Here is a 22,584-nt window from a genome sequence, read left to right as displayed (position 1 = left end):
TCAGGCCTTCATCCGCTCGTCGCTCGGGTCGAACAGAGGTGTGCGACCGACCCGCGCCACGGTCACCGGATAGCGATTTCCCATGTACTGCACGGCAAGCCGAGTGCCTTCCACCGCGTGCTCCGGAGGGAGGTAGACCATCAGCAGGTAGGCACCGAGCGACGGCGCGGCCCCGGCGGAGGTCACGTAGGACGGCCGGCCCCTGTTGTCGACGATCCGGTCCCCGGCCGGGGTGAGGACCGGTTCGCCGCCCTGCGGGTACCGGCGCGTGCCGGACGGGTCGGTGTGGTCGTCCACGGTGAGCGTGCACATGACCGCCGTGGGCTTCTGGTCGCGGGCGCGCAGGTACGCCTCCTTGCCGATGAAGTCGGCAGGCTTCACCTTGGGCAGCGCCAGATCGGCCTCGACCGGGTCGTACTCGGACTCCAGCTCGGCGCCCATCAGGCGGTAGCCCTTCTCCAGCCGCCCGGTGGTGCCGTACACGCCGATCCCGGCCGGCACCACGCCGAACGGCTGCCCGGCCTCCCACAGCGCGTCCCACAACCGCAGGCCCTGCTCGAAGGGGGCGTGCAGCTCCCAGCCGAGATCGCCCACATAGGACAGCCGCAGGGCCAGGACCGGTACTCCGTCCACCTCGATCCACCGGCCGGTGCCGAACGGGAAGCCCTCGTTGGACACGTCGTCCTCGGTGGCCGCGGCCAGCAGGTCGCGGGCCCGGGGACCCCACAGGCCGATCGTGCACACCGCCGAGGTCACGTCGGCGAATCCCACGCTGCCGTCCCCGGGCAGGTGGTCGGTGAACCACTTGCGGTCGCGGGCTCCGTCCGCGCCGCCGGTGACGATGCGGAAGCGGTCCCGCGCGAGGCGGACCACCGTCAGGTCGCTGCGGAAACCGCCGTTGGCGCCCAGCACCGGGGTGTAGATCACGCGGCCGACCGGGCGGTCCACCTGCGCCACCACCATCCGCTGGACGTAGTCGAGCGCCCCCGGCCCGGACACCTCGAACTGGGCGAACGCGGTGAGGTCGATCATCGCGACCCGTTCGCGCATGGCCAGGTGCTCGGCGTTGGTGATCGGCGACCACCACCGCGCGTCCCACTCGTGCGGCCGGTCCTCGACGGCGAACTCGTCGAGCAGCGGGCGGTTCGACTCGTACCAGTGCGGCCGTTCCCAGCCGCCCACCTCGAAGAACCGCGCGCCCAGCGCCACTTCGCGGGGGTGGAAGGGCGAAAGCCGCTGCTGGCGATTGGACTCCCACTGCTCGCGCGGGTGCACGATGCCGTAGGTCTTGTTGAACCCCTCCGAGGCGCGGGCCCGCACGTGGTGGCGGGTGCGCTGGTGCGGGTAGAAGCGGGCGATGTCCGCGGAGTGCAGGTCGATCTCGGCGTGGCCGTCGGTCATCCACTGCGCCACCATCCGGCCGACTCCCGGGCCCTCCTTGATCCACACCGCCGCGGCCGACCACAGCCCGCGCACCTCGGGCGTCTCGCCGAGCAGGGGGCCGCCGTCCGGGGTCAGCGAGAGCAGCCCGTTGATCGCGTGCCGGACACCGGCGCCCTCGGTGGCGAGGACGTCCGGGAAGAGCTCCAGCGCGTCGTGCATCTGCTGGTCGAAGTCGTCGGCCGTGAACGGCAGCTGGGTGGGGGAGAGCTGGGCCGCGGCGATCGACGGGATCTCGTCGGGCTCGTGCAGGATCGGCCGGTGGGCGTAGGAACCCACTTCGAGATCGGCGCCGCTCTGCCGCTCGTACATGAGCGTGTCCATGTCGCGGACGATCGGGTAGGCGATCTCGGTGCCGGTCGCCTCCAGCTCGGGGATCGGGCCGACGTCGATCATCTGGTGCACCGCGGGAGTCAGCGGGATGGCGGCTCCGGCCATCCGGGCGATCCGCGGGCTCCACACCCCGCAGGCGATCACCACGGTGTCGGTCTCGATGTCTCCCCGGTCGGTGCGCACCTTCGACACGCGGCCCCGCTCGGTGTCGATCCCGAGCACCTCGGTGTGCGGCGAGATCGTGAGCGCGCCGAGTTCGGTGGCCCGCTCGCGCATCAGCGCACCGGTCTGCAGCGGATCGACCACGGCCACCGACGGCGTCCAGAACCCCAGCCGGACGATGCTCTTGTCGATGAACGGGACCAGCTCGGCGACCCGGTCGGGCGTGATGAGCTCGGCGTGGATTCCCCAGGAGGTGGCCGCCGACATCCGCCTGTGCAGCTCCTCGACCCGGGCCGGTTCCCTGGCGACCTCGATGCCGCCGCAGGTGGTCAGGGTGCCGAACTTCTCGTACTGGCGCATGGAGTCCAGCGTCAGCGAGGTGATCTCCTTGGAGTGGTCGACGGGGAAGATGAAGTTCGACGCGTGCCCGGTGGAACCACCGGGATCGGGCAGCGGTCCCTTGTCCAGCAGCACGATGTCGCGCCAGCCGAGGTCGGCCAGGTGGTGGGTCACCGAGTTGCCGACGATCCCGGCTCCGACCACGACGACGTCGGCGCGGTCCGGAAGGCTGCTCATGATTTCCTCCGTGGGGTCCGTGGGTTTTCAGAGCACGGCGCGGATCTGGCGTTCGAAGTCGGCGACGTGCCGGCGCATGATCCGCTCGGCGGAGTCCGCGTCCCCGCCGCGAACCGCGGCGAGCAGGTCGAGGTGTTCGGACACCGCGTGTTCCAGGTGGGCCAGGCGGTCGAGCACGAGGAACCACAACCGCAGGCTGTGGACGAAGTAGTCCTCGAGCGTCGCCGCCAGGAAGGGGTTGTGGGTCGCCCGGTACACCAGCCGGTGCACCTGTTGGTCGAGCCGCATCAGCTCGCGCTGGTCGGCCGCGACGGTGTCGCGGAGCTCGGCCAGCAGCTCGGTGATGCCCGCGAGGTCCTGGTTCGTCGCTCGCGTGGCCGCGAGCCGCCCGGCGTGTCCTTCGAGCTCGACCCTGACCTCGCTGATCGACCGGAGGTCACCGAGATCGACGTGGCTGGCGAACATGCCCCGCCGCGGCACCACCTCCACCAGCCGGTCGTCGGCCAGCCTGCGCAGCGCCTCCCGGATGGGAGTGCGCCCCAGGCCGAGCTCGTGCTGCAACGCCCGCTCGTCGATGGTCGAGCCGGGAGCCAGGTCCAGCGTGATCAGCCGGTCGCGGAGCAGGTAGTAGGCCTTCTCGCTCAGGCTGCCGACGCTGCGGATCCCGGGTTCGAGCGTGGTCAGCTCCGGCAGTGCGTGCCTGCCGCGGAGTGTCGACGACGGCTTTCCGACCACTGATACATCGTAGATATATCAGCACATCGCGCAACACCCTCCGCAATGCGGAACAACTCGGACGGGTGATGGGCGGTTGCGGAGCCCGTCCGTTCTCCGAGCGCGCCCCGGAAGCTGAACCAGGGCAGGATCAGCGGTGCATGATCGTCGGCGGCCGGGTTTTCCCTCGCGCATTCCGACCGGACACGGCACAGCAGAAATCCGATGTGGGCTCCGCATCGGACATGCGGAGCCCACATCGGTCCGGGATCAACCGTTCGATCCGGGCTTCCCGGGCGCCCCGGTCTTGGCGGGCAATCCGTCCAGCGCACTGGGCAGATCGGCCACCGGGGTGCCCGGCACCCCGTCCACCTTCGGCGGCCACTCGGCGTTCGCGACGCCGGCGGCGCCCATCAGAAGCGCTGCGGACAACCCTGCGATGGCGAACAGCTTCGCCACGGTCCGAGACATCGCCGTCTCCTTTCGGTGTTCACGACGGCGATCAACTTTCCGCACGCGCGCTGGGTCTTCCACGGCCATCACGCTGCCGAGCGTCCCCCTGCCGCGCAGCGGACGGGCGGGTCAGCTCCGAGGCCGACCCGCCCGTGGCTCACTTGGAGTGCGCGTCACCGCCGTCACCGCCGGTGCCTTCGCCACCGTGGCCGCTGCCGCCGTGGCCGTCACCGCCGCTGCCGCCGTCGCCGCCGTCACCTCCGCTGCCGCCGGCGCCCCCGGCACCGCCCTCGCCTCCGCCGGCGCCGCCTCCGGTACCGCCACCTGCGCCGCCCTTGCCGCCGGTGGCCTGGTTGTTGTCACCGGTCAGCGCATCCAGCCAGCCGCGGTGCGAGAGGGCGAAGGTCGTCAGGACGGTGCGCGCGGGCAGCAACTCGACGCGCTCGTTCTCCAGCTCGGAAAGGCTCAATTCGCGAGACACCGTTTTCTCCTCCGTCGATGAATGTTGGAGGACCGGGGCGAATCATCGAACAGTCGTGGTCCCCAGGCCCCCGTCCCAGCGGCCCCAGTCGATTTGGTGCCGGGGCAGATGGTAGGGGCCGGTATCCCCGCGTGCAGTGCGATACCCGGAAGGGGAGGGTGTCGCCCCTTCGCCAGGGCATGTCGGCCCTTATCATCTGCGCGGCTCACACGGAACTGGGGCCGTTGGAATGGGAATCGGGGAACACGTGAGCGGTTCTTGGTTTTCCGGTCTTCCGGCATTTCTCTATCGAGGAGGAAACGTTGTCTCTTGAGTTGAGCATTTCCGAGCTGGAGAACGAGCGCGTCGAGCTGCTCCCGGCGCGGACGGTGCTGACGGCGCTCATACCGCTGCTCGGGCCGCGTTGGGTCTGGGACGCGGTGACCGGTGACAACAGCGAGGCCACGGGCGGCGAAGCAGGCACCGGCGGCGGCACCGGCGGGGGCAACGGCGGTGGTGACGGCGGTGACGGGGGCAACGGCGGCAGTGGCGGTGACGGCGGCGACGGTGGTGACGGCGGCGACGGCATCGGTGGCGACGGCATCGGCGGTCCCGGCACCGGTGGTGACGGTGGCGACGCGTTCGCCAAGTGACGGCATGCCGGAGCGGCAGCCGCTGCCCTTCCGGTAGCAGGAAGCCTGCCGCGGGCACCAGCACCGGACTCGCTGGTGCCCGCGGGGTTCCACCGATCTGTCAGGGGGGATCGCCATCACCGCCGCGTCTGATGAGCACGGGTCCGGGGACGTCGCCACCCGCGTGGTACCCGAGCTGGGAGCCGGTGTCGAGCTGATCGGCGAGTACCAGGGCTCGGGCTACCAGGACCCGCCGTACCTGGCCCGTCGAGCCGACGGCCAGGTCGTCCAGCTGTCCCGGCTGCTGTACCTGGTCGCAGTCCGGCTCGACGGCCGCCGCACCTACGAGCGGCTCGCCACCGAACTCGGTGCCGAGTACGGCCGCGGCATCACCGCCGAGCAGGTCCTGTTCCTCGTCGACAACCGGCTCCGGCCCGCCGGGATGGTCGAAAGCGGCGGGTCCGGGCACCCCGCACCGCTGGTCCGCGGGAAGCCCGACCGGTTGCTGGCGCTGCGGTTCCGGGTCGCGCTCCTGCCGGAGCGGGTGGCCGGACGCATCGCGCGGGTGTTCCAGCCGTTGTTCTGGCCACCGGTGGTGATCGCAGCGCTGGTGGCGCTGGTGCTCGGCGATACCTGGTTGATCACGAGCGGAGGATCCGGCGAAGTCCTGGCGAGCGCGCACGCCCTGATCAACCAACCCTCGCAAACCCTGCTGGTGCTCGGGATCCTGCTGCTGGCCGGGATCTTCCACGAGTGCGGCCACGTCGCCGCGTGCCGTTACGGCGGTGCGACCCCCGGAGCGATGGGCGTGGGCATCTACCTGGTGTGGCCCGCGATGTACAGCACCGTCACCGACGCCTACCGGCTCAGCCGCCGCGGCAGGCTGCGCACCGACCTCGGCGGCGTCTACTTCAACGCGCTGGCCCTGCTCGTCATGCTCGCGGCCTACGCCCGGACCGGCCAGCCGTGGCTGCTGGTGACGATCATCGCCTGGCACGCCGCGACCGCCTGGCAGTTCCTGCCTTCGATCCGGCTGGACGGCTACTACATCCTCAGCGACCTGGTCGGCGTGCCCGACCTGTTCGACCGCATGCTGCCGACCCTGCGCAGCCTGGTTCCGGGCCGGGAGATGGATCCGCGGGTGCGGGAGCTCAAGCCGTGGGCCAGGCGCGTGATCGCGTTGTGGGTCGTGCTGGTGATCCCGTGCCTGGCCTACTGGCTCGTCGCTTTCCTGCTGCTCGCACCGCGCGTGCTGCCGACGGTCTGGCAGTCGCTGATGCACCTGGGAGACGGGGTGGTGCGGGCAGGGGATCCGGCGACGGCCGTGGTCGGCGTGATCCAGATCCTCCTGCTGTTGCTGCCCTGGGCGGGTGCGGCGCTGATCATCGGGGGCCTCGTCCGCCGTCTCGTCCGCTGGGCGCGGCGGTTCCGGACCGCGGGTTAGGTCCTGCTCCGCAGCACGCCGATTTCCGGAAAGGTCGCCACCGGCGTGCCGACGTCCTTCAGGATTGCCGCCGCGTTCGGCGTGAAGGGCCAGGCCCGCGCCGCGCTGTCGTCCTCGATGCCCTGCGGCAGCGGGGTTTCCGCCGCGCCCGTGGTGTCGGATTCCTCCGGGGCCGGACGCTCCGGCGTGTTCACCGCGCGCCTTCCGGAGGCGGGCAGCGACTTCTCCTGCGGGCGTCCTCCGACGCTGACGTGGGGGAGACCGAGGGCGCCGTTGGTGCCGTCGCGACCGTTCTGCTTGTTGATCGTGGCGGTTCCGGTCAGGTCGCTGACCTTGCCGGTGTCGGGTGCCCCGCCGGCCGCGGCGGTACCGCCGCCACCTCCGACGAAGCCGACCCCGGCCACGTCGTCGACCCGAGTGGCGCCGGCGACACCGCCCTTGCCGCCGTTTCCTCCGTCGCCGCCGCGGACGGTGACCACGTCGTGCCCGGCGCTGAGGATGGTGCCGGACGGGCCGTTGCCGGGACCGGCGGCACTGGTGGTCCTGGAGGTGCCGCCTCCGCCGTTGCCCCCGTTCCCGCCGTTGCCCCCGATGCTCGCGTTGTTGCCGTTGCCGCCGGCGCCGCCGTCCCCACCGATTCCGTTGGAGCCACCGGTGACCTCGATGGTGTTGTTGCCATCGCCGCCGGAGATCCGGCCGAGGTTGCCGGCGCCCCCGGTGCCCGCGTTGCCGCCCGCGCCCCCGTTCCCGCCGCCGTAGGCGAGCAGTTCGGCCGCTGAGCCGGACCCGCCCGCGCCTCCGTCGCCGCCGTTGCCACCGTGACCGCCGGTGACCGTGATCTTGTCGTCGCCTTGCCCGGTGTCGATGAAACCGGCGGGCGACACGCCCGCGCTCCCGCTGCCGCCGTGGCCACCGGTCCCGGCGTCCCTGCCGGTTCCGGTCGGCCCTTCGCCGATGCCCAGCCTGCCGTTGGCCGACGGGCCGGCGTCGCCGCCGTTCACGCCGAGCCTGCCGTTGCCGCCGTTGCCCCCGTCACCGCCGCGGGCTCCGGTGACGGTGATCGTGTCGTCGCCCGGACCGGACAGGATGGTGCCGACCACGCTGCCGACGACGGTGACGCGGTCCTTGCCCGGGGTGCCCACGAGCGTGTGACCGGCCAGAACTCCCTGCGGGCAGTAGATGTCCTCGCCGGACCCGTTGGGCGTGCGGGCGCAGCCGTCGGGCGTGGCCTGCGCGGTCGGCAACGTCAGGAGGCCGAAGCTCGCGGCGAGCATCCCGGCGCTCGACAACGTCGCCCAGCGGCGGAGCGCGCCGGACCGCGTGTCCGAATGACCCATGAATCCACTCCTTGTAGAGCAAGATCGATAGCGCTGAACAGCGCTGGACATTAGGCCAAACGGATCGGTCCGGTGGTGTTTCGCGTGGTTATGTCGGGGGAAATCGCCGAAGGACCTCGCGTGCCGCGGACGACGCTCGCGTGCGTCCCGGGCCTTCCTCCTTCAAGGAACAGGACCCCGGCCGTGCTACTCGTTGCGGCCGAACGCCCTGATCTCGTCCGCCTCCTCCCGGGTGAGCTGGCGGGGGACCTCGCCGTGGGCGAGCTTGTCGCTCTGGATGTGGTGCCGGATCTCCTCGACGACCTCGGGATTGGCCAGCGTCGAGACGTCACCGACGTCGGCGAAGTTGGAGATTCCGGCGATGACCCGGCGCATGATCTTGCCGGAGCGGGTCTTGGGCATGTCGCTGACGATCCAGACGTTCTTCGGGCGGGCGATCTTGCCGATCTCGCGCTCGATCGCGTCCGACACCGCGTGCTCGGTTTCCGCGCTGGGCGCCAGTCCCGGCTTGAGCGCCACGTACATCTCCACCGCCCGGCCGCGCAGTTCGTCGACGACCGGGACCGCGGCGGCTTCGGCGACCTCCCCGACGGTCAGGGACGCCGATTCGAGTTCCTTGGTGCCCAGCCGGTGCCCGGCCACGTTGATGACGTCGTCGACGCGGCCGAGGATCCGGAAGTAACCGTCGGCGGCCTGCACGGCTCCGTCACCCGCGAAGTACGGCCAGTCCCGCCAGTCCGTGCTGTCCGGGTTCCGGCAGTACTTCTCGTAGTAGATCTGCCGGAACCGTTCGGGCTGGCCCCAGATGGTCTGGAAGATCCCGGGCCACGGGTTGCGGATGCAGATGTTGCCCGCGCTGCCGCTGCCCGCTTCGACGGTGTTGCCGTCCTCGTCGTAGATCACCGGGTACACCCCGAGCACGCCAGGGCCGCAGCTGCCGGGCTTCATCGGTTGCAGCGCGGGCAGCGTGCTCCCGAGGAACCCGCCGTTCTCGGTCTGCCACCAGGTGTCGACCACGACCGCTTCGCCCTTGCCCGCCACGTCGTGGTACCAGCGCCACACCTCCGGTTCGATGGGTTCGCCGACGGTGGTCATGTGCTTGAGGTGGTAGTCGTACTTGCCGGGTTCGTCGGGGCCGAGCTTGCGCAGCATGCGGATCGTGGTGGGGGCGGTGTGGAAGATGTTCACCCCGAGCCGTTCGGCGATCCGCCAGACCCGGCCGGGGTCCGGGTGGGTCGGCGAGCCCTCGTAGATCACGCTGGTGGTGCCCAGAGCCAGCGGCCCGTAGACGATGTAGGAGTGGCCGGTGATCCACCCGATGTCGGCGCAGCACCAGTAGGTGTCCTCGGGGTGGATGTCCTGGTAGTACTTCGAGGTCCCGGCGACGTAGGACAGGTACCCGCCGGTGGAGTGCTGGCAGCCCTTCGGCCGTGCGGTGGTGCCGCTGGTGTACATGAGGAACAACGGTGCTTCCGAGGGCATCGAGACGGGCGTGACCACCGCCCCGCGGTGTTCGGTGAGGAGTTCGTCGACGAAGAAGTCGCGGCCGTCCACCATCGCGGCCTGCGAGCTGCAGCGGTCGGCGTGACGCCGCCAGACCAGCACCGAGTCGACCGGCTGGCCGCGTTCGGCGGCGGTTCGCACGGCTTCGTCGGCTTTGGTCTTGTGGTCGACGAGCTGACCGTTGCGGTAGTAGCCGTCCATGGTCACCAGGACGCGGCTGCCGGAATCGGCGATCCGCTCGCCGCACGCGGTGCCGCTGAAACCGCCGAACACCTCGGAGTGGATCACGCCCAGCCGGGCGCAGGCCAGCATCGCGACGGGCAGTTCGGGAACCATCGGCAGGTGGAACGTGACCCGGTCGCCCGGTCGCACCCCGCAGAACTCCCGGAGCAGCGAGGCGAACTCGTTGACCTGCCGGTGGAGCTCCTGGTAGGTGATCGTCCGGGTGTCCTCGGCCTCCGGCTCCGGAACCCAGATCAGGGCCGCCTTGCTGCGGTCGGCGGCCAGGTGCCGGTCGACGCAGTTGTAGCAGGCGTTGAGCCGTCCGCCCGCGAACCACTTCCAGAACGGCGGGTTGCTGGTGTCCAGCGTGGTGTGCCAGTAGCTGTCCCAGCTGAGCAGGTCCGCGTACTCCTTGAAGCAGTCGGGGAAACGCTCTTCGGCGAAGCGGCGGAAGATCTCGGGGTCGGCCGCGTTGGCCTGGCCGATGAACTTCGCAGGCGGCTGGTAGTAGTCCTCCTCCCGCCAGTGCACGGAGATCTGCGCTTCGGAGACCTGCGGTTCGTGTGCTGTGGTCATCGCTGCACCTCCTGACCGAGCGGGCCGGCGCCAGGACCACCACGGAGGTCAACAGGTACTGCTGGGGCATCGCCACTGCCCAGCGCAGATGTCCACGACGTGTTGGCTGCGCCGGTCGCTTCTCCCCAGCTTGGGGAGAACCCCATCGTAAATCTGCGGGCGGCTTCGGGAGCATCCGTCACGGAGCGCAGCCGGCGGGTGGTCAGCGACCGCTGGTGAGGCGGTGTCGCAGGGCGTCGAGCTCGTCGTGCAGGGCGGCCGGGAGCTTGCCGCCGATCCTGGCGAACCACTCCTCGATCAGCGGCAGTTCCGCCCGCCACTCCTCGGTGTCGACCGCGAGCGCCCGGTCCACTTCGGATGGATCGAGGTCCAGGCCGGTGAGGTCCAGGTCGGCTGCGGAGGGGACGAGTCCGACGGGCGTGCCGGTCGCGTTCGCGGTGCCCTCGACGCGTTCGACGATCCATTTGAGGACGCGGGAGTTCTCGCGGAACCCGGGCCAGAGGAAGCGGCGGTCGTCTCCCCGGCGGAACCAGTTGACGTGGAAGATCTTCGGCAGCGCGGCGGCGTTGTCGGCCATGGTCAGCCAGTGCCGGAAGTAGTCGCCCGCGTGGTAGCCCATGAACGGCAGCATGGCCATCGGGTCGCGGCGCACGACGCCGACCTGGCCGGTGGCCGCCGCGGTGGTCTCCGACGACAGGGTGGCGCCCATGAACACGCCGTGCTGCCAGCTGCGGGATTCGGTGACCAGCGGGATGGTGGTGGCGCGCCGTCCGCCGAACAGGATCGCCGAGATCGGCACGCCCGCGGGGTCGTTCCACTCCGGGGCGATGATCGGGCACTGCTCGGTGGGGGTGCAGAACCGGGAGTTGGGGTGCGCGGCGGGCTCGCCCGACTCGGGTGTCCAGTCGCGGCCCTTCCAGTCGGTCAGGTGTGCCGGGGGCTGTTCGGTCATGCCTTCCCACCAGACGTCGCCGTCGTCGGTGAGGGCGACGTTGGTGAAGATCGTGTTGCCCTGCTCGACGGTCCGCATCGCGATCGGGTTGGTGTGGTAGCCGGTTCCGGGGGCGACGCCGAAGAAGCCGAACTCGGGGTTGACCGCGTACAGCCGCCCGTCCGGTCCCGGGCGCATCCAGGCGATGTCGTCACCGAGGGTTTCGGCCCGCCACCCGGGCACGGTGGGTTGCAGCATCGCGAGGTTGGTCTTGCCGCAGGCGCTGGGGAAAGCGGCCGCGATGTAGTGCACGCTGCCGGTGGGCGAGATGAGCTTGAGGATGAGCATGTGCTCGGCGAGCCAGCCCTCGTCGCGGGCCATCGCCGAGGCGATGCGCAGCGAGTAGCACTTCTTGCCCAGCAGGGAGTTGCCGCCGTAGCCGGAGCCGTAGCTCCAGATCGTGCGCTCCTCCGGGAAGTGGGAGATGTACTTCGTCGGGTTGCACGGCCACGGCACGTCCTGCTCGCCGGACTTGAGGGGCGATCCGACGGAGTGCAGGGCCTTGACGAACTCCCGTTCGCTCCCGTCGGCGCGGACGAACTTCGCCAGCGCTTTGGTGCCCATGCGGGTCATCACGCGCATGGAGAGAACGACGTAGGCGGAGTCGGTGATCTCCACTCCGAGCTTGGGATCATCGTCGTCGAGCGGGCCCATGCAGAACGGGATGACGTACATGGTGCGGCCTGCCATGCTGCCCCGGTAACGCTCGGTCATGATGGCCTTCATGTCGGCCGGGTCCATCCAGTTGTTGGTGGGGCCCGCGTCGTCTTCGCGCCGGGAGCAGATGAAGGTGCGGTCCTCCACGCGTGCGACGTCGCTGGGGTCGGAGGCGGCCCAGAACGAGTTCGGCTTGCCGGACAGCCGCACCAGGGTGCCTGTCGCGACGAGTTCGGTGGTCAGCCGCCGCCACTCCGCGTCGGAGCCGTCGCACCACGCCACCCGCCGGGGCGTGGTCAGCTCGGCGACCTCGCGCACCCACTTCAGCAGGGACCGGTGGGTGGTCGGGGCCTGATCCAGCCCGGGGATTTCGAGGGTGGTCATGGCGATCTCCTTGCGCGGCCTGGCGGTAGTGGCCTCTCCGTCCTTTTCGGACCTTCAGCTGCTGGCGGGTCCGAACCTCGCCGGTGGATCGGCGAAGACGCCCTGGAGCATGCCGGTGGCCTGGCCGATCTCGATCAGGTAGCCGTCGGGATCCCGCATGTAGCAGCGGATCTCGGCCTTGCGGTCGATGGGCTCGGTGACGAACTCGGCGCCCTTGCGGCGTGCTTCGGCGTAGAAGGCGGCGATGTCGGCCACCCGCACGTTCATGAAGGCCGACACCGTGCTGGGCCTGTCGGGCGGCTCCAGGGTGATGCCGGGCTTGTCGGGGGTGGGGCCGCCGCCCGGGTTCATGATGATCCAGGAGTTCGCGACCTTGACGATCGCGGGGTTCTCGGCAAGGACCACGTGGCCGCCGAAGACGTCGGCGTAGAACTGCCGCGAGCGGGCGACGTCGCGCACGGTCAGGAACTGCGTGATGACGAGGCCCTCTTCGGGCGTCGGCCAGTCCTGTTGTCGCATGTGGCCCTCCCGGGATCGAACAGGTGTGTTCCGGACGGGCGGTCGGCAGACCACCGGCAGAACCATGGAACTCCCCGTTCCCGGGCGACGCAGCACGAGCGGAGCACCGGGGGCCGGCCGTCGGTCGCTGCGAGGGGAGCGGCCGGGGTCGCCAACCTGTTCGACCCGCTACCCGCCCTGCTGCCGACGCACGATCTCGGCGATCCAGGTGGGCGCGAACGGCGAGGTGCAGTTCGGGGGCGTCGGGTAGTCCTTGAGCACCCAGCCTACGAGCCAGAATTCGAAAGCGCTTCGGAACCGGGTCGCCTTATGCTCATCGTCCTGTCCAATCGCGTCATGGAGGCAATGTGCTGTTCGCCGATCTTGTAGCGCGCACGCTCCAGTTGGCCATGGGGCCACGGTTGAAGGCCGAGCTGCGCTTCGGTGAGGTTCCCGGGCGCACGCGCAGCCTCGAAGTACCGACGCGGCACGGGAACGTCCCCTGCACCGTGTACCGTCCTCCGTCCGGCGATGCGGGCACCGGCGTGTACGTGAACCTCCACGGCGGCGGCTTCGTGGTGGAGCATCCCGAGCAGGACGACCCGTGGTGCAGGTACCTGGCGGCGAAAGCCGGAGTCGCGGTGCTGAACGTGGACTACGCGGTCGCGCCGCAGCACCGCTTTCCCGTGGCGGTGGAGCAAGCCTTCGACGTCGTGACGTGGGCGGCGCGTGGCGAGCACGACTGGGACGGGAGCCGCCTGTGCGTCGGAGGGCAGAGCGCCGGTGGCAGCCTGGCGTCCGCCGCCGCGCGCCTGGCCTGGGAGAACGGCGGTCCCCGCATCGCCTTGCAGGTCCTGCAGTACCCGCCGCTCGACCTGGTCACGCACCTGCGGGACAAGTCATCCACAGTGGACAAGCCGGTCATGCGGCCCTGGATGTCCGATGTGTTCGACCGCGCCTACGTGCCGGATCCGGCTGTCCGGCGCGACCGCCTCGTCTCACCGGCCTGGGGTGCCAACGCGGAGGGGCTTGCCGGAATCGCGCCCGCGCTCATCATCACGTGCGAGTTCGACCGGCTGCGAGAGGAAGCCATCCGCTACGCCGAAGCGCTCAAGGCCGTCGGCGCTCTCGCCGAGCATCACGATGTCCCCGGAACCGATCACGGCTACAACATCCTCGGCTTCGGAACCCGTGCGCAGACCGAGCGCACGTACGACAGGATCGTCGACCACGTGCGCCGCGCGGTAGGAGTGGCCGGGCCAACGGCGTGACTCAGCGGCTGAGCCGCTACATCTCGCCATGCTCGTGCCCCACATGATGACGTGCTTGTCGTCCGGCATGTCCTCGCTGTCCGGAGCGTTCTCGGTGGTAGCGCTGTACTGCCAGTCGAGGTTGTTGAGATCGGTCCACTTCTTCCTGGTGATGTAGGCGCCGACGGCGATGGCGGCGATGGCGCAGGCGGGCGAGCCGATCGTCACAGCATTGCCGTGCCGCGCAAGCAGGTTGTCGTCGCCCCGCCGACCCAGACGGTTCCGTCGGCCTCGGCGGTGATCGTGATGTCTCCCGCCCGGCCCAGCCGCGCGCCCTGGGAGACCCGGTAGTGGGCGGGTGCCGCATCCGTCCTGATCAGCCACTGCGCGACCGAAGCGTTCATGCTGCCGCAGACCGGATCTTCGGCCACCCCTGCGCCGGGAGCGAAGGTGCGCAGCTCGAACGCGTGCTCCGATCCTCGCGGATAGGCGCCGAGCGCTCCGACCATGGCCGTCGGGATCCGCGACAGGTCGGGCTCCAGGTCGAGCACGTCCTGGGCGGTGGCGAGCCGGACGACCGCCCAGCCGGGGCCGTTGTCGACCCACTGGTGGGCGAGTACCTGGTCGCGGTCGATGCCGAACGCCGCCACGACCTGGTCCAGGTACTCCTCGTCCAGGTCGCCGGTGCGCCGGGTGGGCGGGGCGGCGAAGGACAGGGTGCCCTCGCCGCGGCGGACCTCCACCAGGCCCGCTGCGCACTCCTGCACGACGCGGTCTTCGCGGCGGGGGTTCCCGCCGTGTTCGAGCCAGGCGTGGGCGGAGCCGAGCGTGGGATGGCCGGCGAACGGGAGCTCTCCACCCGGAGTGAAGATCCGCAGCCGGTAGTCGGCTTCCGGGTTCGCGGGCGGGAGCACGAACGTCGTCTCCGACAGGTTCGTCCAGCGGGCGAGGCGTTGCATCGCCTGGTCGTCCAGTCCGGACGCGTCGAGCACGACGGCCACCGGGTTCCCCAGGTAGGGGGTCGGCGAGAACACGTCGACCTGGGCGAAATCACGAGCACGAGACACGGGAACCTCCCGAAAGCTGGGGCTGTCCCTTGGGAGGCTAACCGGAAATCGGCCTTGGAACCGATGGCCAATTCCGAGAGGGTGGACTGGGTGTCCTCAGCTGTCGGACGCGGGCCGGGTAACGTAGTACGTCCCGGTCTCGGCCACGGTGATGAACACCTCGCGCATCCGCTCGATGTAGCGCGACATGTTCTTGTAGGCCAGATCCGTGTTGGGGTACCGCGACGCGAGGTAGACGCCGTCGGGAGTCCGCAGGACCCAGATGTAGACCTCGTCGCCCAGGGAGACCTTGCCGAAGGTCTGCGCGTTCCACGTCCGCCACCGGTCGGCACCGGCCACCTGGCGAACGTCCATGTAGGACACTGCCGACCGCGGCAGGAACAGCCCGCCGAGCAGTTCGCACACCCGCGCCAGCGGTACTTCCGCCAGGTGCTTCGCGGCCCGGGTCTCGTCGCTCGCGGCGCGCACGAGATCTCGGAAGTCGGCGGTTTCCGCAGTGGACAGTTCGAACGGCGCCAGGCCGACGTACCAGCCGAGCGACGCCGCCCAGCGCTGGTGCGAGCGGGTGTGGAACGGAACGACCGTCCGGTAGACCTCGGTGTCGCCCAGTTCGGAGGCCGCGATGGCGGCTGTGGCCAGGACACCGGACAGGAAGCTGCCGCCGCTTTGCTTGCACGCCGCGTTGAACCGTTCGGCTTCGGCGCTGTCCAGGAGCCAGTCCGCCTCACTGCGCTGCGCCGGAGGAGGGCCCGGCGGCACGTCCAGCTCCAGCGGGAACACCGGCTGCTCGCCTCCGCTGTCCCGCAGGAACTCCCGCCAGCGCGCGACGGCGGCGTCGTCGGCACCGACATCGGCGGCGCGGATGCGTTCGGCCGCGCAGAAGTCCGGGTAGCTGCCGACCTCGGGCAGTTCCGGTGGGCGGCCCGCGAGCGCCGCCGAGTAGAGCTCGTTGAACTCGTCTGCGATCAGGAACAGCGAGTAACCGTCGACATTGGTGTGGTCGAAGGCGAGGTAGATCGTGGCCCGGTCGGGCCCGTGCACGGTGAAGATCAGGTACGGCGGCCAGTCGAGCGGGCTGGTTCCCCGATCGAAGCGGTCCTCCAGATAGCGGTGCAGTTCATCGGGGTCGGCGATTTCGCCGATGTCGTGGGGTTCGAAGGACATCGCGTTCAGGGTGAATCGCCGCAACCCCGTGCCGGAGAACCGGAATCGGCTGCGCAGGGTCTCGTGGCGGGTGGTCCATCCGGCCAGGGCGGTGCGCAGGGCGTGCTGGTCGAGCCCGCCGGGGAGGTCGAAGGCGGTGGCCAGCCAGGTCGGCGCGTGCACACCCGCGGCGTGCTGGGCCGCTGCCACGCGCACGTGCTGTTCCTGCAGGTAGGACGGTGGGCGCGGGTCCGCAGCGGGCGTGGCCGGGCGCGGTCGCCACTCCGTGACCGTTCCGCCCCGCGCGTCGTACGCCGAAAGCTCCGTGATCTTCATGGTGCGCGCCTCGGATTCATCCAGGTGTGAAATTCCACAGAAACAACGCGGGTGCGGCGAATCCGATATTGCTCACCCCGGATTCGGAGTTTCAGACGCTAGTGATCGTTTTTGGGGCGTGCAAGCCGTCCGATCGTGAGACAACTCACCGAATCCAGGGCTTCGCACTGCCGGTTACGGCGCCCAGGCGGAGAAGAAAACAAATTGTTCACCCATCGGCAATAACGGATGGAGAGCGGAAAGTCGGGCTCGTTTTCCGCGTGCGGGCAGCAGAGCGGCGGCAGCCTCGCTGATCGTCGAAAGCGACGCCGCGATCACCGGGTGCTCGCGCGCCGCGCAGGGGATCGCGCTGGGCGCGGCGACCGGGGCGGCGGGCGTTCTGATCGCCGGGAGTGCTCGTGGGTCACCGCTGCCGCCGCCGGTCTCGTCCCGCTGGCCGGTGTGGCGGTCGGTTCCGTCAGGGGCAGGATGGCGGTATGACTCGACTTCGGCGCTGGCCGTCATTCCCCGCGCAGCTCCCGGACTTCGACACCAGCGAGGTGCCGTCGGCGCCGCACGAGCTGTTTCTCACGTGGCTGGCGGAAGCGGGGGAGCAGGTGCTCGCCCCGCACGCGGTCACGTTGTCCACAGTGGATGCTGAAGGTGCTCCTGACGCCCGTGTGGTGATTCTCCGGGATGTCGACGAGCACGGCTTCTACGTCTCCAGCAGCGCCGAGAGCCCGAAGGGGCAGCAGTTGCAGGCGAACCCCCGGGCGGCGCTGACTTTCTTCTGGCCGGGCGTCGGCCGTCAGGTCCGGGCGCGGGGTCCGGTCAGCGCGGAGACCTCGGCGGCGGACTACCGCGACCGCTCGCCCGCGTCCCGGGCCGAGGTGCTGGTCGGTCGGCAGTCGGAAGTGCTTGCCGATCCGGACGAATTGCTGCGCGCGGCCGACGAAGCCGACCAGCTGGTGCAGCGGAATCAGGATCAGCCGCCGGAATCCTGGACCCGCTACCGCGTCGAACCCACCACTGTGGAGTTCTGGCAGGCCGCCCAGGACCGTCGACACGTCCGGCTGCGCTACCGCCGTCTCGGGGCGGGCTGGGTGACCGAGCGGCTGTGGCCTTAGGGGTGATCCGTTCGCAGGCAGCCATCGCCACGAAGCGGCGGTTGCCGCCACGGTCGAGAATGGTGCTCCGGGCGCACGGGAAGGCATCGGATGAGCACCGCGATCGTGGTCGGCAGCGGGCCCAACGGGCTCTCCGCCGCCGCTGTGCTGGCCCGGGCCGGGGTGGAGGTGACCGTGCTGGAGGCGGCCGGCGAGATCGGCGGCGGAACCCGCACGGTCGAGGCGATCGTGCCCGGCCTGCTGCACGACCGCTGCTCGGCGGCGCATCCGCTGGCCGTTGGCTCGCGCGCCCTGCGCGGGCTCGATCGGTACGGACTGCGCTGGCGGCTGCCGGAGATCGACTGCGCGCACCCGCTCGACGACGGCACCGCCGGTGTCCTGCACCGCTCGGTCACTGAGACGGCCGCCGGGCTCGGGCCCGATGGCCGCACCTGGCGTGCGCTGTTCGGGCGGTCCGCGCGGGACTACGACGTGCTCAGCGAGGACATCCTGCGCCCGCTTCTGCGGATACCACGGCATCCTTTGCGGCTGGCCAGGTTCGGCATACCGGCACTCGCACCCGCTGCGGCGCTTGCGCGGCTGTTCCGAACCGAGCAGGCGCGCGCGTTGTGGCTGGGGGTGGCCGCGCATGCGCTCCGGCCGCTCGACCTGCCGTTGTCCTCGGCCATCGGGATCGGCATCCTGACCGCCGGGCACCGGCATGGCTGGGCGGTCGCCGAAGGCGGCTCGCGCGCCATCACCGACGCGCTGGCGGCGTTGGTGCGCGACCACGGCGGGAAGATCGAGACCGGGGTTCGGGTCCGCTCGGCGGCGCAGCTGCCGCCATCGGATGTCGTGGTGTGGGACGCCGCTCCCTCCGCATTGCCCTGCCTGCTGGGAGATCAGTTGCCGTCGCGGATAGCTCGGGCTTACCGCCGGTTCCGCTACGGGCCCGCCGCGGTCAAGGTGGATTTCGCCGTGGAGGGCGGAGTTCCCTGGACGGCAGAGGGAGCGCGGCGGGCCGGTTCGGTGCATGTCTGCGGTTCGGAGGTCGCCAGAGCGGAACGGGAGATCCATAGTGGACGGATGCCCGATCGTCCGTTCGTCCTGGTCGGTCAGCAGTACCTGGCAGATCCGCAGCGCTCGATGGGAAACGTGCACCCGGTGTGGGTCTATGCGCACGTCCCCAACGGCTACGCCGGTGACGCGACCTCGGCGATCATCGCGCAGATCGAGCGGTTCGCCCCGGGGTTCCGCGACCGGATCCTCGGCGCGGCGGTGCGCGCTCCGGCAGATCTCGCCGAGGAGAACGCCAACTTCGCCGGCGGCAACATCCTGACCGGTGCGAAGGATGTCCGGCAGCTGGTCTTCGGGCCGCGGATCACGTTGCAGCCCTACGACGTCGGGGTGCCGGGCCACTTCCTGTGCTCAGCGGCGACCCCGCCCGGACCGGGTGCGCACGGGATGTGCGGCGCGCACGCGGCGGAGCGGGCGTTGCTCCACCTTCGCGGAAGGTGGAGCTGAACGCGCGCCGCGGCAACTAGTTGAACCGTGGTACAAATAGAACGATAGTTCAACTACTGCGCGGGAGCTGCGATGATGCTGGAACGGCCCGCACGTGCCGGGTGGCGGGAGTGGGGTGGCCTCGCGTTGCTGGCGCTGCCGACCATGCTGTTGGGCCTCGACGTGACGGCGCTCTACCTCGTCGTCCCGAGCCTTGCCGCGGACCTGAACCCGACCGCGACCGAGACGTTGTGGATCATGGACGCCTACGGTTTCCTCATCGCCGGTTTCCTGATCACCATGGGCACGCTGGGCGACCGGATCGGACGGCGCCGCCTGCTGATGATCGGAACGGCGGCGTTCGGCGTGGCCTCGGTCTGCGCGGCGTTCGCTCCCAGCGCCCTGTGGTTGATCGCGGCTCGGGCGCTGCTCGGAGTGGCCGGGGCGACGCTGATGCCCTCGACGCTGTCGCTGATCAGCGACATGTTCACCGACGCGCGGCAGCGAGCCCTGGCGATCGGCGTGTGGGCCACGATGTTCGCGCTGGGGATGGCGGCGGGCCCGGTCGTCGGCGGCGCGCTGGTCGCCGGCTTCTGGTGGGGTGCGGTCTTTCTCCTCGCCGTACCGGTCGCTGCGCTGGTTCTGGCTGGTGCACCGGTCCTGCTGCCGGAGTTTCGGGCCCGCGCCTGCCGTCTCGACCTGCTGAGCGCCGGGTTGTCGCTGGCGGCGATGTTGCCGATCGTCTACGCGATCAAGCACGTCGCGGCTCACGGCTTCGACGTCCAGGCGCTGGTCGCTGTTCTCCTCGGTGGTGGCTCGACAGTCGCCTTCCTCCGGCGCCAGCTCCGCCTGACAACACCACTGCTCGACGTGAAGCTGTTCACCAGCCGGGCGTTCTCCGCGGCTTTGACCGTTCTCCTGATCGGCCTGGTCGGCTTCGGCGGGGTGATGTTCCTGGTCACGCAGTACCTGCAGCTCGTCGAGGGACTCCCGCCGACGGCAGCGGGGCTGTGGATGGGGCCGCCCGCACTGGCGATGCTCGTCGGAGCGATCGGTGCGCCCCTGGTGGCCGGTCGCGCATCACCCGGCGTCGTCATGGCCGCCACCTTGGCGCTGTCGCTCGTCGGGTACGCCTTCCTCGCCCTGGCTGGTACCGGCAGCACGCTGACCGTGGTCGCCGGGTTCGCCTTCGTCTACCTCGGACTCGGGGTGATCGCCGCACTCGGTACCGACATCGTCGTGGGCGCGGCACCAGCGGAGAAGTCCGGATCTGCCGCGCGGCTGCTTCGCTGGTCTGCTTCGCGACATTGCGACACGTGCGGCCCCTCGGCGACGCCGCCTCTGAGGCGATGGCCCTCGACTCGCGGGAGCGGTGATAGCGATGCCCACCATGTCCCGGTCCGGGGCTGGATCGCCGGGCTCGTCCTCGGCATGGCGTGTCGGTGAGCGAGCTGGGACGCACCCTGGGCAGGATCGACACCCAACAGCTCGCCGACAGCTTCCACGTGATCTCGCGGACCAACCTCCGGCAGTCGATCCCGTCAATTCCAGCGGTTGTGCGCCTTGAGCACCTGGCCTTGCCTGCACGCCCCTACCCCGCGGGAGCGTCGTCGCGAGGCAAGCCCAGCATGCGCTCGCCGATGACGTTGAGCTGGACCTCGGTCGTCCCGCCGTAGATCGTCATCGCGCGGCAGGAGATCACCTGCTCCATCCACTTGTCGCTCGGCTCGCCGCGGACCGACACGACGCCGGCGGCGCCGAGTTCGCCGAGGCAGAACTCCGCGATCTGCTGGCCGAAGCGCATGTTGAGGAACTTGCCGACGCTGGCGGTCGTGCTGCTGTCGGCACCGGAGAGCTGCTGGAGCACCGAGCGCGCCCCGAGCAGGCCGATCACCTGGTTGTCGCAGGCGAACGCGCCGATCCGCTGCAACGCGTGGTCGTCGAGCTCCCGGCCCGCCGCGAACGCCAGCAGGTCGGACAGCTGCGGGTAGGACGCGTTGCCGCGCCCGAGTGCGACCCGCTCGCTGGACAGCGTCGCCCGCGCCACGGTCCACCCCTTGCCGACCTCGCCGACCACGCAGTCGTCCGGGATGAACACGTCGTCCAGGAACACCTCGTTGAACAGCTCCGACCCGGTGGCCTCGCGCAGCGGGCGCACGGTGACGCCGGGTGTGGACATGTCGAGGATGAAGTACGTGATGCCGTCGTGCTTCGGTGCCGCGGGATCGGTCCGCGCGATCAGCATGGCCCAGTCGGAGAACTGCGCGACCGTGGTCCAGATCTTCTGCCCGTTGACCTTCCAGCCGCCTTCCACGCGCTCGGCCTTCGTGCTCAGGGAGGCGAGGTCCGAACCGGCGCCCGGTTCGGAAAACAGCTGGCACCAAACGATTTCCCCGCGCAGCGTCGGCACCACCACGCGCTGCTTCTGCTCCTCGGTGCCGTAGGCGACGACCGCGGGCACCGCCCAGCCGCCCATGAGCAGTTCCGGCAGCTGCACGCCCGCGCGCTTGAGCTCTTCGGAGATGACGACCTGCTCCAGCGGTCCGGCACCGCGGCCGAACGGTCGCGGCAGGTGCGGCTGCACCCAGCCGTCGTCGCCGAGGCGGCGCAGCTGCTCCGCCGCACCGAGCCCGGTGAGCTCGGCGACCTCGCCGCGCACCCGCTCGCGGATCGACTCGGTTCCCTCGGGCAGGTCGATCTCCGCACTGCGGCTCACACCGTCGAGCGCCTGCCGGGCGACATGCGCGCTCCAGTCGGAGCTGCGGCCCAGCAGTCCCCGCAGCGTCAGCGCACGGCGGTAGTACAGGTGCGCGTCGTGTTCCCAGGTGAAGCCGATCCCGCCCAGGACCTGGATGCAGTCCGCCGCGCACTGCACCGCGGAATCCGGCGCGACGACTGCCGCGGCCGAAGCAGCGAACTGCGCCGTCTCGTCCCCGGAATCGAGGGCCCGCGCCGCGTCCCACACGACCGACCGCGCCGCCTCCAACGCGATGCCCATGTGCGCGCACTTGTGCTTGACGCCCTGGAACTGGCCGATCGGCCGTCCGAACTGGACCCGCGTCTGCGCGTACTCGGCCGCGGTGGACACGCACCAGGAAGCGACACCGACCGCTTCCGCACCGAACACGACGGCGGCCAGCGCGCGCACGTCCTCGGAACCGAGCGCGTCCAGCACGCGATCCGCGGAAATCCGGACATCCTCCGCGGTCACGCTCGCCGAGGCCCTGGTCACGTCCAGGCTGTCCTGCTCGACGACCCGCACCTCCGCCCGGTCGATCGCCGCCCATCGCGTGGTGCCGTCGATGCTGACGGGCAGCAGCAGGACGTCGGCGGCGGAACCGCCGAGCACCGCGACGGTCGAGCCCGACACCGTCACGTCTCCGCCGGTGGCGGTGCCGGTGAGCGGGCAGACGAGTCCGACCGCCGCCGTCCGGGAACCGTCGGCCAGACCCGGCAGCAGCTCCGCGCCGACCTTGGCGTCCGCGGCGACGAGCATGGCCGACGCCAGCACGGTCGGCACGAACAGGCCCGGAACGGCCGCGCGCCCCAGCGCCTCCAGCGCGACGGCCAGTTCGAGCAGACCGGCTCCCTGACCGCCGTGCTCCTCCGGGACGTGGAGTCCGAGCAGTCCCAGCTCGGCGAGCGACGGCCAGAACGGCACGGCCGCGTCGCCGTCCACCGTCGCGCGCAGGACCTCCTTCGTGACGTGGCGATCGGTGAAACCGCGGACCGACTCGGCGAGCGCCCGGTGTTCATCGCTGAGGCCGATGCCGAGTTCGTAGCCCTTGCTGGACATGGGTGTCTCCTCCCCGGTTGGC

General features: G+C 70.4%; 17 protein-coding genes and 1 pseudogene. 6 read left to right on the top strand and 12 right to left on the bottom strand.

Translation table 11 applies throughout. The features are described 5' to 3' along the window. From ABD691_RS22030 to ABD691_RS22015, 4 genes are all read right to left on the bottom strand, one after another. A complete protein-coding gene (locus ABD691_RS22030) occupies nt 1-2,511 on the bottom strand; it encodes a GcvT family protein (protein WP_344682651.1) in 2,511 nt (836 codons plus the stop codon). Nucleotides 2,512-2,538: 27 nt separating this feature from the next. After that, entirely contained in the window at nt 2,539-3,246 is a 708-nt protein-coding gene (locus ABD691_RS22025) for a GntR family transcriptional regulator (RefSeq protein WP_344682649.1), read from the bottom strand. A 249-nt stretch (nt 3,247-3,495) separates the two neighbouring features. After that, nucleotides 3,496-3,696 (bottom strand): hypothetical protein, encoded by a 201-nt coding sequence (locus tag ABD691_RS22020; protein ID WP_344682647.1) that lies wholly within the window; start codon nt 3,694-3,696, stop codon nt 3,496-3,498. Nucleotides 3,697-3,835: 139 nt separating this feature from the next. After that, complete coding sequence (locus tag ABD691_RS22015; RefSeq protein ID WP_344682645.1) at nt 3,836-4,159, bottom strand: hypothetical protein; 324 nt, start codon at nt 4,157-4,159, stop codon at nt 3,836-3,838. Nucleotides 4,160-4,461: 302 nt separating this feature from the next. On the opposite strand from ABD691_RS22015, the gene ABD691_RS22010 reads away from it, so the two are divergent. Continuing rightward, the gene (locus ABD691_RS22010; RefSeq protein WP_344682643.1) at nt 4,462-4,791 is read left to right on the top strand and encodes a hypothetical protein; all 330 of its coding nucleotides are present in this window, start codon (nt 4,462-4,464) and stop codon (nt 4,789-4,791) included. Between the two features lie 163 nt (nt 4,792-4,954). After that, nucleotides 4,955-6,214, top strand: coding sequence for a hypothetical protein (locus tag ABD691_RS22005; RefSeq protein WP_344682641.1), 1,260 nt, complete (start codon nt 4,955-4,957; stop codon nt 6,212-6,214). Here ABD691_RS22005 and ABD691_RS22000 read toward each other — a convergent pair. From ABD691_RS22000 to ABD691_RS21980, 5 genes and pseudogenes are all read right to left on the bottom strand, one after another. Then, nucleotides 6,211-7,551, bottom strand: a complete 1,341-nt coding sequence (locus ABD691_RS22000) for a hypothetical protein (protein ID WP_344682639.1) — start codon at nt 7,549-7,551, stop codon at nt 6,211-6,213. The genes ABD691_RS22005 and ABD691_RS22000 overlap by 4 nt on opposite strands. Before the next feature lie 186 nt (nt 7,552-7,737). Further along, nucleotides 7,738-9,852 (bottom strand): acetate--CoA ligase, encoded by a 2,115-nt coding sequence (gene acs / locus ABD691_RS21995; protein ID WP_344682638.1) that lies wholly within the window; start codon nt 9,850-9,852, stop codon nt 7,738-7,740. A 202-nt stretch (nt 9,853-10,054) separates the two neighbouring features. Further along, a complete protein-coding gene (locus tag ABD691_RS21990; protein ID WP_344682636.1) occupies nt 10,055-11,884 on the bottom strand; it encodes a phosphoenolpyruvate carboxykinase (GTP) in 1,830 nt (609 codons plus the stop codon). 54 nt (nt 11,885-11,938) lie between these two features. Then, nucleotides 11,939-12,403, bottom strand: coding sequence for a VOC family protein (locus tag ABD691_RS21985; protein WP_344682634.1), 465 nt, complete (start codon nt 12,401-12,403; stop codon nt 11,939-11,941). A 168-nt stretch (nt 12,404-12,571) separates the two neighbouring features. Then, nucleotides 12,572-12,664, bottom strand: a pseudogene (locus tag ABD691_RS21980) (DNA alkylation repair protein); the annotation flags it as partial. 128 nt (nt 12,665-12,792) lie between these two features. Here ABD691_RS21980 and ABD691_RS21975 point away from each other — a divergent pair. Continuing rightward, on the top strand, nt 12,793-13,653 hold the full coding sequence (locus tag ABD691_RS21975) for an alpha/beta hydrolase (RefSeq protein WP_344682632.1): 861 nt from the start codon (nt 12,793-12,795) through the stop codon (nt 13,651-13,653). 203 nt (nt 13,654-13,856) lie between these two features. Here the strand turns inward: ABD691_RS21975 and ABD691_RS21970 are convergent, their stop codons facing one another. Beyond that, nucleotides 13,857-14,699, bottom strand: coding sequence for a PhzF family phenazine biosynthesis protein (locus tag ABD691_RS21970; protein WP_344682631.1), 843 nt, complete (start codon nt 14,697-14,699; stop codon nt 13,857-13,859). Between the two features lie 96 nt (nt 14,700-14,795). Then, on the bottom strand, nt 14,796-16,178 hold the full coding sequence (locus tag ABD691_RS21965) for a condensation domain-containing protein (protein ID WP_344682629.1): 1,383 nt from the start codon (nt 16,176-16,178) through the stop codon (nt 14,796-14,798). A 476-nt stretch (nt 16,179-16,654) separates the two neighbouring features. Between ABD691_RS21965 and ABD691_RS21960 the strand changes: the two genes are divergently transcribed. The 3 genes from ABD691_RS21960 (at nt 16,655) to ABD691_RS21950 (ending at nt 20,212) form a co-directional block, all read left to right on the top strand. Next, nucleotides 16,655-17,284, top strand: coding sequence for a pyridoxine/pyridoxamine 5'-phosphate oxidase (locus ABD691_RS21960; protein ID WP_344682627.1), 630 nt, complete (start codon nt 16,655-16,657; stop codon nt 17,282-17,284). 90 nt (nt 17,285-17,374) lie between these two features. Then, entirely contained in the window at nt 17,375-18,787 is a 1,413-nt protein-coding gene (locus ABD691_RS21955; protein ID WP_344682625.1) for a phytoene desaturase family protein, read from the top strand. A gap of 72 nt (nt 18,788-18,859) precedes the next feature. Beyond that, nucleotides 18,860-20,212, top strand: a complete 1,353-nt coding sequence (locus ABD691_RS21950; protein WP_344682623.1) for an MFS transporter — start codon at nt 18,860-18,862, stop codon at nt 20,210-20,212. 145 nt (nt 20,213-20,357) lie between these two features. Here the strand turns inward: ABD691_RS21950 and ABD691_RS21945 are convergent, their stop codons facing one another. Further along, nucleotides 20,358-22,562, bottom strand: a complete 2,205-nt coding sequence (locus ABD691_RS21945; RefSeq protein ID WP_344682622.1) for an acyl-CoA dehydrogenase family protein — start codon at nt 22,560-22,562, stop codon at nt 20,358-20,360. Nucleotides 22,563-22,584 lie beyond the last annotated feature (22 nt).

It is taken from the genome of Saccharopolyspora taberi (assembly GCF_039534165.1).
GTDB lineage: Bacteria > Actinomycetota > Actinomycetes > Mycobacteriales > Pseudonocardiaceae > Saccharopolyspora_D > Saccharopolyspora_D taberi.
The sequence above is the reverse complement of the archived record's forward strand: the minus strand, read 5'-3'. Positions and strand labels throughout refer to the sequence as shown.

Bases quoted from the DNA above. Each gene is read 5' to 3' on its own strand.
- ABD691_RS22030 (WP_344682651.1), bottom strand. From the start codon at position 2,511: ATGAGCAGCCTTCCGGACCGCGCCGACGTCGTCGTGGTCGGAGCCGGG.
- ABD691_RS22020 (WP_344682647.1), bottom strand. From the start codon at position 3,696: ATGTCTCGGACCGTGGCGAAGCTGTTCGCCATCGCAGGGTTGTCCGCA.
- ABD691_RS22000 (WP_344682639.1), bottom strand. From the start codon at position 7,551: ATGGGTCATTCGGACACGCGGTCCGGCGCGCTCCGCCGCTGGGCGACG.
- acs (WP_344682638.1), bottom strand. From the start codon at position 9,852: ATGACCACAGCACACGAACCGCAGGTCTCCGAAGCGCAGATCTCCGTG.
- ABD691_RS21990 (WP_344682636.1), bottom strand. From the start codon at position 11,884: ATGACCACCCTCGAAATCCCCGGGCTGGATCAGGCCCCGACCACCCAC.
- ABD691_RS21985 (WP_344682634.1), bottom strand. From the start codon at position 12,403: ATGCGACAACAGGACTGGCCGACGCCCGAAGAGGGCCTCGTCATCACG.
- ABD691_RS21975 (WP_344682632.1), top strand. From the start codon at position 12,793: ATGGGGCCACGGTTGAAGGCCGAGCTGCGCTTCGGTGAGGTTCCCGGG.
- ABD691_RS21965 (WP_344682629.1), bottom strand. From the start codon at position 16,178: ATGAAGATCACGGAGCTTTCGGCGTACGACGCGCGGGGCGGAACGGTC.
- ABD691_RS21960 (WP_344682627.1), top strand. From the start codon at position 16,655: ATGACTCGACTTCGGCGCTGGCCGTCATTCCCCGCGCAGCTCCCGGAC.
- ABD691_RS21955 (WP_344682625.1), top strand. From the start codon at position 17,375: ATGAGCACCGCGATCGTGGTCGGCAGCGGGCCCAACGGGCTCTCCGCC.
- ABD691_RS21950 (WP_344682623.1), top strand. From the start codon at position 18,860: ATGATGCTGGAACGGCCCGCACGTGCCGGGTGGCGGGAGTGGGGTGGC.
- ABD691_RS21945 (WP_344682622.1), bottom strand. From the start codon at position 22,562: ATGTCCAGCAAGGGCTACGAACTCGGCATCGGCCTCAGCGATGAACAC.